The organism is Chryseobacterium sp. GM_Chr_2, from assembly GCF_026540445.1.
In the GTDB taxonomy this organism is placed as follows: Bacteria; Bacteroidota; Bacteroidia; order Flavobacteriales; family Weeksellaceae; genus Chryseobacterium.
In genome coordinates, this window is the sequence record NZ_JALNUD010000001.1 from 646,189 (window position 1) to 660,808 (window position 14,620).

At 36.6% G+C, this 14,620-nt stretch carries 9 protein-coding genes; 4 read left to right on the forward strand and 5 right to left on the reverse strand.

From position 1 onward, the window contains the following. Window positions 1-28: 28 nt before the first annotated feature. The 4 genes from OXQ85_RS02915 to hutI all read right to left on the reverse strand — a co-directional run bounded on the left by OXQ85_RS02915 (window position 29) and on the right by hutI (window position 4,099). Window positions 29-1,324: an aldehyde dehydrogenase family protein gene (locus OXQ85_RS02915; protein ID WP_267402249.1), complete on the reverse strand. Its 1,296-nt coding sequence runs from the start codon at window positions 1,322-1,324 to the stop codon at window positions 29-31. A 142-nt stretch (window positions 1,325-1,466) separates the two neighbouring features. After that, the gene (hutG, locus tag OXQ85_RS02920; RefSeq protein WP_267402393.1) at window positions 1,467-2,387 is read right to left on the reverse strand and encodes a formimidoylglutamase; all 921 of its coding nucleotides are present in this window, start codon (window positions 2,385-2,387) and stop codon (window positions 1,467-1,469) included. A 48-nt stretch (window positions 2,388-2,435) separates the two neighbouring features. Next, window positions 2,436-2,756 (reverse strand): GIY-YIG nuclease family protein, encoded by a 321-nt coding sequence (locus OXQ85_RS02925; protein WP_267402250.1) that lies wholly within the window; start codon window positions 2,754-2,756, stop codon window positions 2,436-2,438. Window positions 2,757-2,875: 119 nt separating this feature from the next. After that, on the reverse strand, window positions 2,876-4,099 hold the full coding sequence (gene hutI / locus OXQ85_RS02930; protein ID WP_267402252.1) for an imidazolonepropionase: 1,224 nt from the start codon (window positions 4,097-4,099) through the stop codon (window positions 2,876-2,878). Between the two features lie 259 nt (window positions 4,100-4,358). Here hutI and ruvB point away from each other — a divergent pair, with 259 nt between their 5' ends. The 4 genes from ruvB (at window position 4,359) to coaE (ending at window position 7,761) form a co-directional block, all read left to right on the forward strand. Next, a complete protein-coding gene (gene ruvB, locus OXQ85_RS02935; RefSeq protein WP_116097712.1) occupies window positions 4,359-5,381 on the forward strand; it encodes a Holliday junction branch migration DNA helicase RuvB in 1,023 nt (340 codons plus the stop codon). Window positions 5,382-5,423: 42 nt separating this feature from the next. Further along, window positions 5,424-6,035, forward strand: coding sequence for an FMN-binding negative transcriptional regulator (locus OXQ85_RS02940; RefSeq protein ID WP_267402256.1), 612 nt, complete (start codon window positions 5,424-5,426; stop codon window positions 6,033-6,035). Between the two features lie 214 nt (window positions 6,036-6,249). Further along, complete coding sequence (locus tag OXQ85_RS02945) at window positions 6,250-7,116, forward strand: MBL fold metallo-hydrolase (protein ID WP_267402257.1); 867 nt, start codon at window positions 6,250-6,252, stop codon at window positions 7,114-7,116. Window positions 7,117-7,125: 9 nt separating this feature from the next. Continuing rightward, entirely contained in the window at window positions 7,126-7,761 is a 636-nt protein-coding gene (coaE, locus tag OXQ85_RS02950) for a dephospho-CoA kinase (protein WP_267402258.1), read from the forward strand. Between the two features lie 263 nt (window positions 7,762-8,024). Here the strand turns inward: coaE and OXQ85_RS02955 are convergent, their stop codons facing one another. Beyond that, the gene (locus OXQ85_RS02955) at window positions 8,025-14,495 is read right to left on the reverse strand and encodes a GEVED domain-containing protein (protein WP_267402259.1); all 6,471 of its coding nucleotides are present in this window, start codon (window positions 14,493-14,495) and stop codon (window positions 8,025-8,027) included. Window positions 14,496-14,620 lie beyond the last annotated feature (125 nt).

Here is a 14,620-nt window from a genome sequence, read left to right on the forward strand (position 1 = left end):
CATCCCCCCTCTTACAGCCTCCTTTCCTCTAAAAATTTCCTACGATAGTTCTTGCCGTTACAAACTCTTTTAAAGCTAATAAAGAAAGCTCTGTTCCGTAACCTGAAGCCTTTGATCCACCGAATGGGAAACGAGGGTCAGAACTCGTCATTCTGTTGATATTCACCGTTCCGGATTCAAGATTATCAATAAAGAACAACTGACGGTCTTTATTCGCCGTCCAAACAGAATTTGAAAGCCCAAAAGGAATATCATTCGCCATTTGCAATGCTTCTTCATCACTTTTAGCAATCATCACCATTCCCAACGGTCCGAAAAGTTCTTCCTGTAGAATAGGATTTCCTTCCTGTACGCGAATTAATCCCGGTTTAAATTCATTATCAGAAACTCTTTCCAACGGAATAATAATTTCAGCTCCATTTTCTAATGCTCTGTTGAATTGAGCTTCCAATTCATCCGCCAAGTCAGGTCTTGCCATTCCGGCTAGTTTCGTTTCCTTATCTAAAGGATCTCCGATTTCATATTTCTTATATTCTTCAATAAATTTTGGTAAAAATTCACCTTCAATTTTACTGTCGATGATAAATCTTTTTGCAGCCGTACACGTTTGTCCACAATTTTGAAGTCTGGATTTTGCCCCTGCTTTCGCTGCTTCATCCAAATTAGCATCATCAAAAATAATGAAAGCATCACTTCCACCTAATTCAAGCAAAGATTTTTTGATATTCAAACCAGCTATTGAAGCTACTTCCCCACCTGCTTTTCCGCTTCCGGTAAGACTTACTCCTTTTACGGCATCATGCTCAAGAATTTCTTTTACCGCCTGATGTCCTACCTCAAGATTCTGGAAAATTCCTTCAGGAAAACCAGCTTCCAATAAAACTTTTTCAATAGCATTTCCGCTTCCGAAACAGATAGAAGCATGTTTTAAAACAATGGTATTTCCCGCTAATATCGCAGGAACGGCAAATCTAAGCACTTGCCAGAAAGGAAAATTCCAAGGCATTACTCCCAGAATTACACCTTTTGGAACATAATGAACTTCAGAATACGAAAACTCAGAGTCAACCTTTTCGGGTTTTAAAATATTTTCAGCATCTGCATAATAATTCATCATTAAAGCACATTTTTCTACCTCAGCAATCGATTCTGAAATAGGTTTATTCATTTCCTGAGTAATGATTGTACCAAATTTTTCAGCATTTGTTTTTAAAATTTCGGCTGCTTTTGCAATGAGTTTTTGTTTGTCTTCGAATGGTACTTTTCTCCATTCTGAAAATGCCTTATCTGCTTTGATAAGTTTATTTTCAATTGATTGTTCCATAATGTAATTTCTGTTTTAAACTCAAAAAAGATTGAATTTATTAATGCCTTTTATGTAAAAGCATTTTGAGAGCAACAAAATTAGTTCCTTTAAATGAAATAAAATAATGATTTTCTCTATCGCAAAGTTAAGGCTTTCTATATTAAACCATAAACCATTCATTCATAAGCGTTGCAGCCAGTCTCGCTGTTCTGTCCTGAATATCATAACTCGGATTAACTTCAGCAACATCTAAAGCCAAAAGTTTTTCACTTTTTAAAATATGTCTGTAAAAGTGCATAAATGTCGCATCTGCAAAGATCCCATTATAAGCAGAAGCAGAAACTCCTGGCGCAATGGAAGCGTTAAAAACATCCATACAGATCGTTAAATACACATAATCTACACTTTCCAGCAATTCATTAATTCGTTGATAGATCGATGAAAGATTTTCAAAGAAAAGTTCGTCTGCAAGAATATATTTCATTCCATATTGATGAGCAGTATCAAATAATTTCAAGGTATTTGAGTTTCGTTGAATCCCAATATGAAGTGAATGAATTTCACCTTCCTGAGCAATTTGCCAAAATCCCGTTCCTGAGCTCGCTCCTACTCCGTTTTCGGGTTGCCTGTTATCAAAATGAGCATCAATATTGATAATTCCTATTTTCTGTTCGGGAAAAGCAGTTTTTACGCCTAAATAATGAGCGTAAGTCACTTCATGTCCGCCACCCAAAACCATCGACTTTCCGCCTTTTAATAAAACTTTTGAAACATTTTTGGCAAGCTGATTCTGAGTATTCTCCAGATTTCCATCATCACAAGTGACATTTCCAAAATCCAACATCGAAAAATTCGGACGAATCACTGGAAAATTAGCCATATTTTTACGGATAATATCCGGGGCATCTTTTGCACCTTGTCGACCTTTATTCCTTCTAACGCCCTCATCCACAGCAAAGCCATGCAAAACGAAATCATTAGTTGAAATCGAATCGTAATTGCTTTCCTCTCTTACTCTCTGAAATATTCTGTGGAAAAGAAGTTCTTCTCCGTCTAATCTTCCCTGCCAAATAGTGTTCATCATTAATAGGTTTTAATTTGTGTGTATAGTTGTCATGCTGAAAGCATCTCAACCAATATATTCAAAAAGATGATTAAAAAATTCTAAATTAGGATTTATGCTTCTTATAAGCTCAATTTTTTTATCTCGTTTTAAAAGTTTTATTTCCTTTTCTCTTTCTATTGCTTGTTGTATCCATCCAAATCTTTCATAATAAATCAAGAAGCAAGTATTATATTTTGCAGTAAAGCTATCAGGATTAATTTTATTTACATGCTGATATAATCTTTGATGTAAATTTCCAGTAACTCCCGTATACAAAACTGTTCTGTTTTTATTTGTTAAGATGTAAACATAAAATTTATAGATTCCTTCATTTAATTCGTGCATTTTTTATCATTTGTGTTAAAGTACGTGTTTAGATGCTTTCAGCATGACAAATATTGCGCTATATTGGACCGTACAGATTGTCATGCTGAAAGCATCTAAATTCAGTTATCATATAAATTTTAAATTCTAACTCCATCAATATAAACATTCTCTGCCTTCAAGCTTCCTTGGTTATAAAGAACATTCTGGAAATTATTCGTTTTAAAAGTAACAAAGTCTGCTTTTAATCCCTCTGCCAATCTTCCTCTGTCTTCGAGATTAAGAGCAAAAGCCGAGCGAAAAGTCATTCCCGCTAAAACTTCTGCTGTTGTTAATTTTTCAAAAGTTGCTAAAATAGAAGCCTGAGTAATCAGATTTCCCATCGGTGCAGATCCCGGATTCCAGTCGCTTGCGATGGCTACGATGGCTCCTGCATCCAATAATTTTCTTGCCGGAGTAAACTTTTCACCCAATCCTAAACTTGCGCCCGGTAAAGCTGTAGCAACTGTATCTGATTTTGCTAAAAACTCAATATCTTCGTCAATTGTAGCTTCTAAATGGTCAGCAGATTTTGCTCCAACCTCAACCGCAATTCTTGAACTTCCCGGCGTGAATTGGTCTGCATGAACGGTAATTTCAAAACCTAATTCTTTAGTTTTAAGTAAGAATTCTTTACTTTCTTCCGGCTGAAATGCTGACTTTTCAATGAAAATATCAACACGCTTCGCCAAATTTTCTTCTTTTACTTTCGGTAAAATTTCCTTTAAAATATACTGTAAATATTCTTCGTTGCTTCCCTCGAAATCTCTTGGCTTCAAATGAGCAGATAGACAGGTAGCAACCAAAGTCGCTTTTGTTTGTTCCTGAGATTTTTTAATGATTCGAAGCATTTTCAATTCGTTTTCTACGTCTAATCCGTAACCACTTTTTACTTCAATCGTAGTAATTCCAAGAGAAACTAAAAAATCGATTCTTTCCAATAAAGTTTTTAATAATTCTTCCTCCGAAGCGCTTCTTGTATGCTGAACCGAACTCCAGATTCCGCCTCCACTTTCGGCAATTTCAAGATAGGTCTTTCCTGCATTACGCATCGCAAAATCATTCGCTCTGTTTCCTCCAAAGCAAATATGAGTGTGAGAATCTACGAAAGCCGGAAGAACGATTTGTTCACCTTCGATCGTTTCAATTTCTATATTTTGATTTTGGGATTTTAATGTTTCGAAATTTCCGACTTGCTGGATTTTATTTTCATTGATTAAAATTCCACCATTAACAATAATTTCAAGTTGCTCGTCAGAAAGTTTTCCTCTTAAAGGAAGGTTGGCAAGTGTTACGACTTGCTTGAAAGGACCTATCAGTTTCATTTATTTAGTTTAAAGCTAAAGTTTAGATCAATAATTTTGATTTTACTTTGCTTAGATGCTTTCAGCATGACAAAAAATCTGCATAAGGTTTGTCATTCCGTAGAATCTTAGCGTAGAAATGATCAAAAAAGTTTTTTTCTTGTTTTTCTCTCTCAAAAATACTTAAAATATCTCTTCTGCTCAAATCTTAATTTTTCCGAAATCTCAGCCTTTGCCTTAGCCTAAATTTCCTATCTTTACGGTAAATGAAATTGAATTAATGCCTGATTTTTTACATCCAGACAAAGACAATTATTCCCGTGAAGAGCTTGCGCAGGAAGAACAGATTCGTCCGCAGAGCTTTAAAGATTTTGCCGGACAACGAAAAACCTTAGAAAATCTTGAGGTTTTTGTAACGGCTGCCAAAAGACGTGGTGGTGCGCTCGATCATGTACTTTTACATGGCCCTCCCGGTCTGGGGAAAACAACTTTAGCCAATATTATCGCGAATGAATTGGGTGTAAACTGTAAGATTACGTCGGGTCCCGTTTTGGACAAACCCGGAAGTTTAGCAGGTTTATTGACCAATCTGGAAGAAAACGATGTACTTTTCATTGATGAAATTCACCGACTTTCGCCTGTTGTGGAAGAATATCTGTATTCTGCAATGGAAGATTATAAAATCGATATTATGCTGGAAACGGGTCCGAACGCGAGAAGCGTTCAGATTGGTTTAAATCCTTTCACTTTGGTTGGAGCAACTACCAGAAGCGGAATGTTAACAAAACCGATGTTGGCAAGATTTGGTATTCAAAGCAGATTAGAATATTATACTATTGAATTATTGTCGATGATTATTATCCGAAGTGCCAGAGTTTTGGGTGTGAAAATTTACGAAGATGCAGCGATTGAAATTGCAAGAAGAAGCCGTGGAACTCCGAGAATTGCGAACGCTCTTTTAAGAAGAGTTCGTGATTTCGCCGAAATTAAAGGAAACGGTGAAATTGAAATCAATATTACAAAATATGCACTTGATTCATTAAATGTAGACGAATTCGGTTTAGATGAAATGGATAACAAAATCATGCGTGTCATGATTGAAAATTTTAAAGGAAAACCTGTAGGAATTTCGGCTTTGGCGACATCAATAGCAGAAAATCCTGAAACGTTGGAAGAAGTTTATGAACCGTTTTTAATTCAGGAAGGGTTTATCATCAGAACGCCGAGAGGTCGTGAAGTGACGGAAAAAGCGTATAAACATTTGAATATTGCAGTTCCTAGAAATCCGGGAGAGCTTTTTTAAGGTTCCAGGTTCTTTGTTTTAAGTTTAAAGTTTATTGAAAATATGTTCGTTCCTAAATTATACAAAAGTGAAGATTACAATTTGATGAAAGAAATCATCAGAGAGAATTCTTTTGCTTTATTAATTTCTTCTGTGGATAAAATTCGTGCGACGCATTCTATGATGATGCTGAATGAAGATGATTCGGAAAATATTTATATTGAAACTCATATTTCCAGAGCCAATCCGCAAGCGAAAACTCTTAAAAATGAAGATGAAGTTCTTTGTGATTTTTTGGGAGCACATACCTATATTTCGAGTAGTTGGTATGATCATATCAATGTTTCGACGTGGAATTATGAAGCGGTGCAAATTTACGGAAAAGTTGAATTGATGAATCATAATGAATTGTATCAACATTTAGATAAATTAACTTCGAAATACGAAAATTTTCAGCAATGTCCGATGATGGTGAAAGATATGGGAAAGGAATTTGTAGAAAAGGAAATGAAAGGTGCTTTTGGTTTAAAAATCATTCCGACTGAAATTTTTATTAAGCAAAAACTATCTCAAAACAGAAAGGAAAACGATTTCCAAAACATTATTTCAAATCTTGAAAATGGTGATGAAAACGGAAAACGAATTGCCGAAAAAATGAAACTATTGAAAAAATAAAGTCGTTTTTTTTTACCACAAAGGTACAAAAGATGTTAGTTTTGAAAAATTAGCTATTTAAAAGTTTGTAAAAGCAATTTTACTTTTGATACTTTTCATTTTAAACATTAAGAAGTTAAGATTTAAAGAACTTTATACTTAAATAAGAAATAAACTTTGTTTATTTAGATTAAGAAAATTAATAAACAATACATTATAAAAAACTTAATATTATATGAAATTATATCCAATACAATGTGGAAAATTTAAACTGGATGGCGGCGCCATGTTTGGAGTCGTCCCAAAGAGTTTGTGGGAAAAAACAAATCCTGCAGACGAAAAAAATCTAATCGAACTGGGAACCCGTTCTCTTTTGGTGGAAGACGGAAAAAAATTAATCTTAATTGATTGTGGTCTTGGAAACAAACAAGATGACAAATTCTTTGGGCATTATTCGCTTTGGGGAGATGATAATTTAGACAAAAACTTAAAAAAATACGGTTTTGTAAGAGAAGATATCACCGATGTTTTCTTGACTCATCTTCACTTTGATCACTGTGGTGGCGCAATTGAATGGAATGATGACAAAACAGGTTACAGACCAGCATTCAAGAACGCACAGTTCTGGACGAACGAAAACCATTGGCAATGGGCAACTGAGCCAAATGCAAGAGAAAAAGCAAGTTTCTTGAAGGAAAATATTATGCCGATCCAGGAAAGTGGACAATTGAACTTTTTACCACTTCCAACAACTGGAAATTATGGCTTTGCTCCAGACTTGAAAATGGATGTAATTTTCGTTGACGGACATACCGAAAAACAAATGCTTCCAGTTCTTCAATATCAGGATAAAACGATTGTTTTTGCAGCTGATTTAATTCCTACAGCAGGGCATATTCCTCAGGTTTATGTTATGGGATATGATACGCGTCCGCTGTTAACATTGGAAGAAAAAGGAAAGTTCCTGAAACAATGTGTCGATAACGAATATTTATTGTTCTTCGAACACGATGCTCACAATGAACTCGCAAGTCTTAAAATGACTGAGAAAGGGGTGAGATTGGATGAAACGTTTAGCTTTAATGATGTTTTTGGATATTAATTTTTAAGTATGGAAGAATTACATTCAGAAACTAAGAAGGCAGAGCCTGATCCGTTATCTGCTCCCAAAATCATTGGGTTGACAGGCGGAATCGGTTCGGGAAAAACAACGGTTGCCAAATTCATTGAAGAATTCGGATTTCCGGTGTATTATTCGGATGACAGAGCGAAGGATATTGTAAATGACAATGATGATTTAAAGCTAAAAATCAAAGCGCTTTTAGGCGATGAAGCTTATGATGAAAATGGACTTTACAACAGAAAATTTGTTGCTGAAAAAGTTTTCAACAATAAAGATTTACTGCAAAGTTTAAATGAAATTATTCATCCCGCCGTTCGGATTGATTTTGAAGATTGGGTGAAAAGGCAAACAAAGTATTTGGTTTTTAAGGAAACTGCTTTGTTGTTTGAATTAAAACTCAACAGGCAATGTTACAAATCTATCCTCGTCACTGCCGAAGATAATATCAGAGCAAAAAGGGTGATGGACAGAGACGGGAAAACCTACCGCGAAGTAGAAGCCGTTATGGAGAAGCAAATGCCCGAAAAAGAAAAGGTAAGGCTTGCGAACTGCATCATCTATAATAATACGAATTTAGAAGATTTAAAGGATCAAACCGAGAAAATCATCTTCGATATCGAATAAAAAATAAAACTCGTTAGAAATTGTTCTAACGAGTTTTTTATGTGCTTAAACAATGCTTCTGTTGAATGTTAAATTTTGAATATGAAGCTCACCGATTTCTATGACTAGGAATAGTTTTATTGAAATATTTCAGGTTTTTCGACTTCACTTCGTTTCGCTCAAAATAATAACTCTGCAAAATTGAAATTTAAATAAGTCTTTAAATCAAAAAAAATCAGCCCCCATTTCTGAGGACTGATTTGAATAATTAATATAAATAACGTTTATTGTTTAATAAATTTCTTCTGTGCAGTACCTTGAGCATCCTCAATGTCTATCACATAGACTCCATTTATTAGCTTGCTAACATCAATATTATTGTTTAGAATAGTACCGCTTGATACTAATTGACCTGCAGCGTTGTAAAGCTTGTAAGTTGCTCTCTTGCTGATATTCTTAACATGTAATATTGTACTTACAGGGTTTGGATAAATCATAATATCCGTTTGGTTTGTTGCATTAGCAACCGGATTTTTAGAAATTCTTACCGTGTAATCTTCAACTTCTCCAGATTGGAAGCTTGTACAGTTCACAGGAATTCCTCCTTTTTGCAATGCCACTCTCATCACAACATATTTGTAGTCTGTTAAGCTTACAAAGGCATCAGCAGGTACGTTGAACGTTCCGGTGATTGGTGTTGTCTGATTCGGAGCTACCGCAAGAATTCTTTCATTGATATCGAAAGTTCCGCTTCTGTCGAAATCGATCCAAACTGCGATACCAGAATCACTATTCGTTCCTGATAATTTTTTAGCAATTGAGATTTCGTTTCCTGTAGAACCTTGAATTAATTCAATAAATGTCTTAGGATTTCCTGTAAAGTCTGAATAGTTGGAAGCATTAGATTCATTAATCATCTCAGGCTTACCATTCGGCTTCACTGTTACATTTGATATATAGTTTGCTGTTCCGCTAGCAGACTGCATTTGGCAATAAATCACAGTTGGTGTAGTGAAATAGTAAGGAGGTGTATATGTTCCCGGAGTTCCGCTACATACATTTACCACCTGTAACTCATATTTCGTTAATTCTACCAAGTTGGTTAATGTTACTGTATTCGTTGAAGAAGGAACATTCGTCCAGCTCGGAATACCTACTTTTCTATATCTCAAGATATAAGTTGCACCTGGGAAAGGATCCCAAACTACTACAGCTGTTGTTGGAGTAATGTTTGTGATTGTTAATCCCGGAGGAGGTAACTGGCAAGTTCTTTCCGTAGTAAATACTTTAGGATTAGACCACGGATTCAACGTTGTTTCACCGTTACACATATTTGCAATCTGTACCTCATAAGTTGTATAAGGATCTAAACCAGGAAGCGTGTATGTATTAGCCGGAGGGTTTGGCAAGTTGATATTTGGTTCCCAAGTTGCAGCACCTACTTTTCTGTATCTCATTACATAGGTAGCATTTCCTACAAGTGGAGCCCAAGTTATCAATGCCGAGTTTGTTGTAATATTACTAATTGTAACATTTGGCGGCGTAGGATCACATCTTGTAGAGAAATTCTTGATTGGTGTAAACACTCCCGGAGCACCGTTACAAACTGCCGCTACCTGTACTTCATACGCCGTAGCAGGATTAAGACCAGTTAACTGTAAAGGCATGTTTCCAAGAATAGTAGACACTGTTACTGAAGTCCAAGTTGTAGTACCTACCGGTCTGTACTGTACTAAGAATGTAATGTTATTCGTAGCAGCCGTCCAGTTTACTGTAGCAGAGTTATGCGTAATTGCAGAAATTGTAAGGTTTGTAGGTACCGTAGTAGCACAAGGTCTTAATTTCACTGCATAATCTTCCACTTCACCATTCGCCGGATTCTGACACATTACAGGAGCACTTGTACGTCTTAGTACAACTCTCATTGTAGTCGTTAATGCACCGTTGTAAGCTCCTGCAGGTACAGCAAAAGTTCCGTTTACTGTAGCAGTAGTACTTGCCGCAGAATTCAGAATAAGCTCTGAAGTTTCAAAAGTACCGTTTCTGTTGAAATCGATCCAAACAGATACCGCATCACTTTGTGTAGCTCCCGTCCAACCTTTCGTTACTGAAATCTGGTTATTAGAAGATCCAATTTCCAAATTAACAAGTGCTGAAGGTGTAGAAGCATAGTTAATATAATTTGTCTGAACTGAAGTATTCGTCATCGCAGGAAGACCTTGGCTCACAGGAGTAACCGTCACGTTTGCAATGTGATCATTAGTTCCTGTTCCCGTCATATTACAATAACTGATTGGTGTTGTTGTAAATGTAGTAGACGGTGAGTAAGATCCTGTAGTAGTACCACATTTTGATGCTACTTGTACTTCATATTGAGTTTGCTCTGCAAGACCACTAATTGTATAAGTGTTTCCAGGAGCAGGTACAGGGTTAATAGTATTTATCCAAGCTACATCACCTACTTTTCTGTATCTTAAAAGATATGTAGCACCAGTAGTTGGAAGCCAAGAAACAGTAGCTGTAGCAGCAGTAATATTTGAGATAACAAGTGGAGACGGTGCCGTTGTAGAACAAGGCTGTAAGTCTACAAACTTCACAGCATAATCTTCAACTTCTCCGTTACTTGTAAGTACTGAACAAGCGTCTGTAGGTGTAAGGTAATATACAACTACACGCATTTTAACTTTATTAGTTCCGATATAAGCATTCGCCGGAACCGTAAAAGTAGCAGTAAGAGGACTTGTCTGAGAGTAACCTAAGTTCATTACTCTTTCTCCTCCTGCAGTTCCTACTGCAGCATTATTAAATACTCCATCACCATTGAAATCGATCCAAACATTGGTAGAGAATGTATCTGAATTCGTAAATGTTCTTCCTACAGAAAGTACGTTTCCTGTAGTTCCACGTACCATTGTGATCAATTTCGTATTGTCATTAGAATAATCTGTATAGGTGCTTGGCCCTGAGTTATTCGTCATAGGAATAGAGTTCGTAGACGTCATCGTCACATTGCTGATATAACCACCAGACACGGAGCCTGTTCCAGAACTACAATACGTTAAAATAGGTGTAGTGAAAGTTACTGAAGTAGACCAAGGTCCTTGCGTACCACTACAAATAGTAGCTACCTGAACTTCATATTGAGTCTGACCATTTAGATTAGTGATAGTATATGGATTCGTTGCAGGGTTTACCGTAGTCCAAACTGTAGCAGCCACTGCTTTATATCTTAATGCATACGTTGCTCCCGTAGAGTTTAACCAAGAAACTAAAGCGGTTGCCCCAGTTACATTAGAAACTGTTATAGGAGAAGGTGCTGCCGAAGAACAAGGCTGAAGGTCTACAATTTTCACCGCATAATCCTCAACCTCTCCATTGGTTACATTCGTACAAGGGTTTGTAATTGTAGATGTTGAAACAATTACTCTCATTCTAAGTGTAAGAGGCCCGTTGTAAGATGTTGCTGGTACTGTAAATGTAGCCGTAATAGGTGTTGTAGTACTTGCTGTAGTACTAATAACTCTTTCACTTGTTTCAAAAATACCATTTCTGTTAAAGTCAATCCAAGTTCCAACAGCTAAACTCGTAGAAGTACCTGTCCAAGATTTGCTTATAGAGATATTGTTATTTGCTGTACTACGAACTAATGTTATTAATTTTGTAGGATCAGCAGAATAATCTGTATATCCGTTTGCCGTTGTGTTGTTACTCATTACGTATGAGTTGGTAGGCGAAATGGTAACATTTGAAATGTATCCATTGCTACTTGTTCCAGTCACAGTACAGTAATTTACCGCCGGTGTTGAGAACTGAACAGGGCTTGTAAATGTACCTGTAGTTCCAGAACATACATACGCTACTCTTACTTCATATTGAGTAGACTCTGTTAAATTCGGAATATTATAAGCATTCACTGTTAAAGGAACACTTTGCCAAGTAGGATCTCCTACTTTTCTATATTCTAATATATAAGTAGCTCCCGTAGCCGGATCCCACATTACATAAGCTGATGTAGCGGTAATGTTAGAAATTGTAAGGTTAAGAGGAGCATTCGAAGTACAAGGAATCGGCTGAATAAGTTTAACCGCATAATCTTCTACCTCCCCGTCTCCGAAGCTTGTACACATTACAGCTGGAGTAGAATATTTCATTACTACTCTCATTCTTGTAGTTGCAGGACCATTGTATGCACCTGCAGGTACAGCAAATGTAGCGGTAACAGGAGTAGTTGTACTAGCAGGAGAAGTCATTACCTGTTCTGTAGCTTCAAAAACTCCGTTTCTGTTAAAGTCAATCCAAACACCTACTGCCTCACTATAAGTAAAGCCTCCAGGGAAGAATTTAGATACAGAAACCGTATTACCAGTAGAACCAATAATTAAATTAACTAAAGCACTTGGCGTTGTAGTATAATCTGTATAAGTAGAACCTGCAGAGTCATTACTCATTGCCGCAGCTCCTGTAGGAGTAACTGTTACATTCGAAATATATTCTGAAGCAAAGTTACTTGAGGTCATTGTACAGTAATTAAGCCCAAGTGTCGTAAAGTTCACCGAAGCAGACCAAGCTCCTTGAGTACCTGAACAAATAACTGCAACCTGAACTTCATACTGAGTACTATCCGTTAAAGAAGTAAGTAAGATTGTGTTTACTGGTGCAGCAACTTCAACCCAAGCCGTTGAACCTACAGGGCGATATCTTACCATGTAAGTAGCGTTTGCAAGAGCCGTCCAAGTTACAGTTGCCTGAGTTTGAGTAATACCAGAAACAACAATATTTGTAGGTGCTGCTCCTGTACAAGCTGCCAAAGTAGCAACAGTAGCAGTGCTCACCGCATAAAATACGTTTCCAACAGCACTTACTCTGATTTTAACTGTAGCTCCCAATGTTAAAGCACCAAAATTAAGTGCCTCACTACCATCGTTTGGAGTACTTGCAATAAGGGTAGTCCAAGTAGCACCGTTATCTAAAGTATAATCAATTTTAACATTAGCAACGTTATATGGAGCTGCAGTAGTATTCACCACATCCCAAGAAACGTTGGTTGGGCCGTTATTATATACAGTAGTTGTATTTACTTTAAATGGTCCGTCACTTCCAACAACAATCGTCTGATCAGCAGATTGAGTTTGTTGTTGTTCAGGAACTGGATTGTTATCTCTTACCGTAACCGTAAACTTAGTTGTTCTGGCTACTGTAGAAACTGCTTCCCATAAATTGTTTGTATTATTTAAAACACCAGCTAATACTGATGATAATCTTGGGAAATATCTTGTAGGGCTTGTAGTTGGTGACAACGATCTGAAAGTAGCCCCTGTAGTTGTATTTCCTAAATTATTTTTATTAATCGTAACACTCGCATTATCTACCTCTTCCCAAGTATAAGTCATGGGGTCATTTTCAGCATCCGTTGCTGAAGCTGTTAATACAAATGCAGTTCCTTTCGGAATATTATATGTAGGTAAAGCCGCGATTACCGGCGGATTGTTTGTGATTGTAGTTTCTACATCACAAGTTTTACTGATAAGATTTGCTTGAACCTGTTTGATACTCGCAATATGGAAATAAGGATCAGAGTGTGGTTGAACATCTGTGTTAGCCCCTGTAATTCCTGCATATCCCATAATTGTTGATCCCGAACCAGGCTCTTGATTTACGCCAGCCGTTTCCAAACCGTGAGAAAAAGTATGGTTTGCACCAAGCTGATGCCCAATTTCGTGAGCTACGTAATCAATATCAAAATTATCTCCTTGCGGAATACCGTCCGCAGGAGAAGTAAATCCTGAACCTTTTTGATTAGAAGTGCTACTTGTTGGGTTTATACAAACGCAACCAATACATCCTGCATTACCACCACCTCCGGAAGCTCCGAAAAGGTGACCAATGTCATAATTAGCATTTCCTACGTTCGCAGTAAGCGTTTGTTGTAATTCATTATTCCAAGCACCTGCAACACCTGCTGCTGCATTAGAATAAGGATCTGTAGCAGCATTAGTATAAATTACTGCCGGATAGTTTTGTAAATTTAAGTGTAAAGAAAAATCTTTTTCGAATACACCATTTACTCTTGTTAAGGTAGCATTAATTGCAGTTAAAGCACCTGCAACAGTTCCCCCAAAATATTGAGTGTATTCCCCTGTTACAGACATTGCCAACCTCATTGTTCTGTACTTCTTATCAGAAGTCTTCGCAAAATCAGTCGGATTTTTTGCAAATGATTTGCCACTGTCATAAAGCCTATTTATCTCTTCTTTAGATAAAGCGCTTTCATTCATAGAACACAAAAAGCCTTCATTACTTTTATCAGTTTTCGGATGCACACCGTAAACTGTTTTGTCTTTGTCGACTGGTTCTAAGAATTCGTACTTGCCATCTTTGATAATCATCGACTGAAAATCATTCGGCGCTAAACTAAATCTTAAATATTTACCTGGATCATCGATCCCGACTCCTATGTAAGATCCTAATTGATATTCATCTGCCAGCGATTTTACTACAACCGGAAAGCTGTAAACGGCAAATTTTTCGATTTTCCCATCCAAAGTTGGCAAAGAGATGGTAACAGGTTTTGCATTTTTTCCCGTTTCTTGTGCTTTTGCCAATTGAGACTTTAGTAAAGGAATGTCTAGAGAGTAATAGTTCTTAATCTCAGAACTCCCTCTAATTCTCTCTCCGCTATATGTTTTGGGGCTCCACTGTGCATGTGTGAGCGCAAACAATAAGAGGAGAAAGAAAGAAGTAAAGGTTTTCTTCATAATTTTCTCAATATTATATTAACAATACAAATCTAATCATTTTTTAATATCAATTTAACAAACGTTTTATTTTTTTTACGAAATGAATATAATTTTCTTTTTTATGATTGAAAATAAAAAAAATC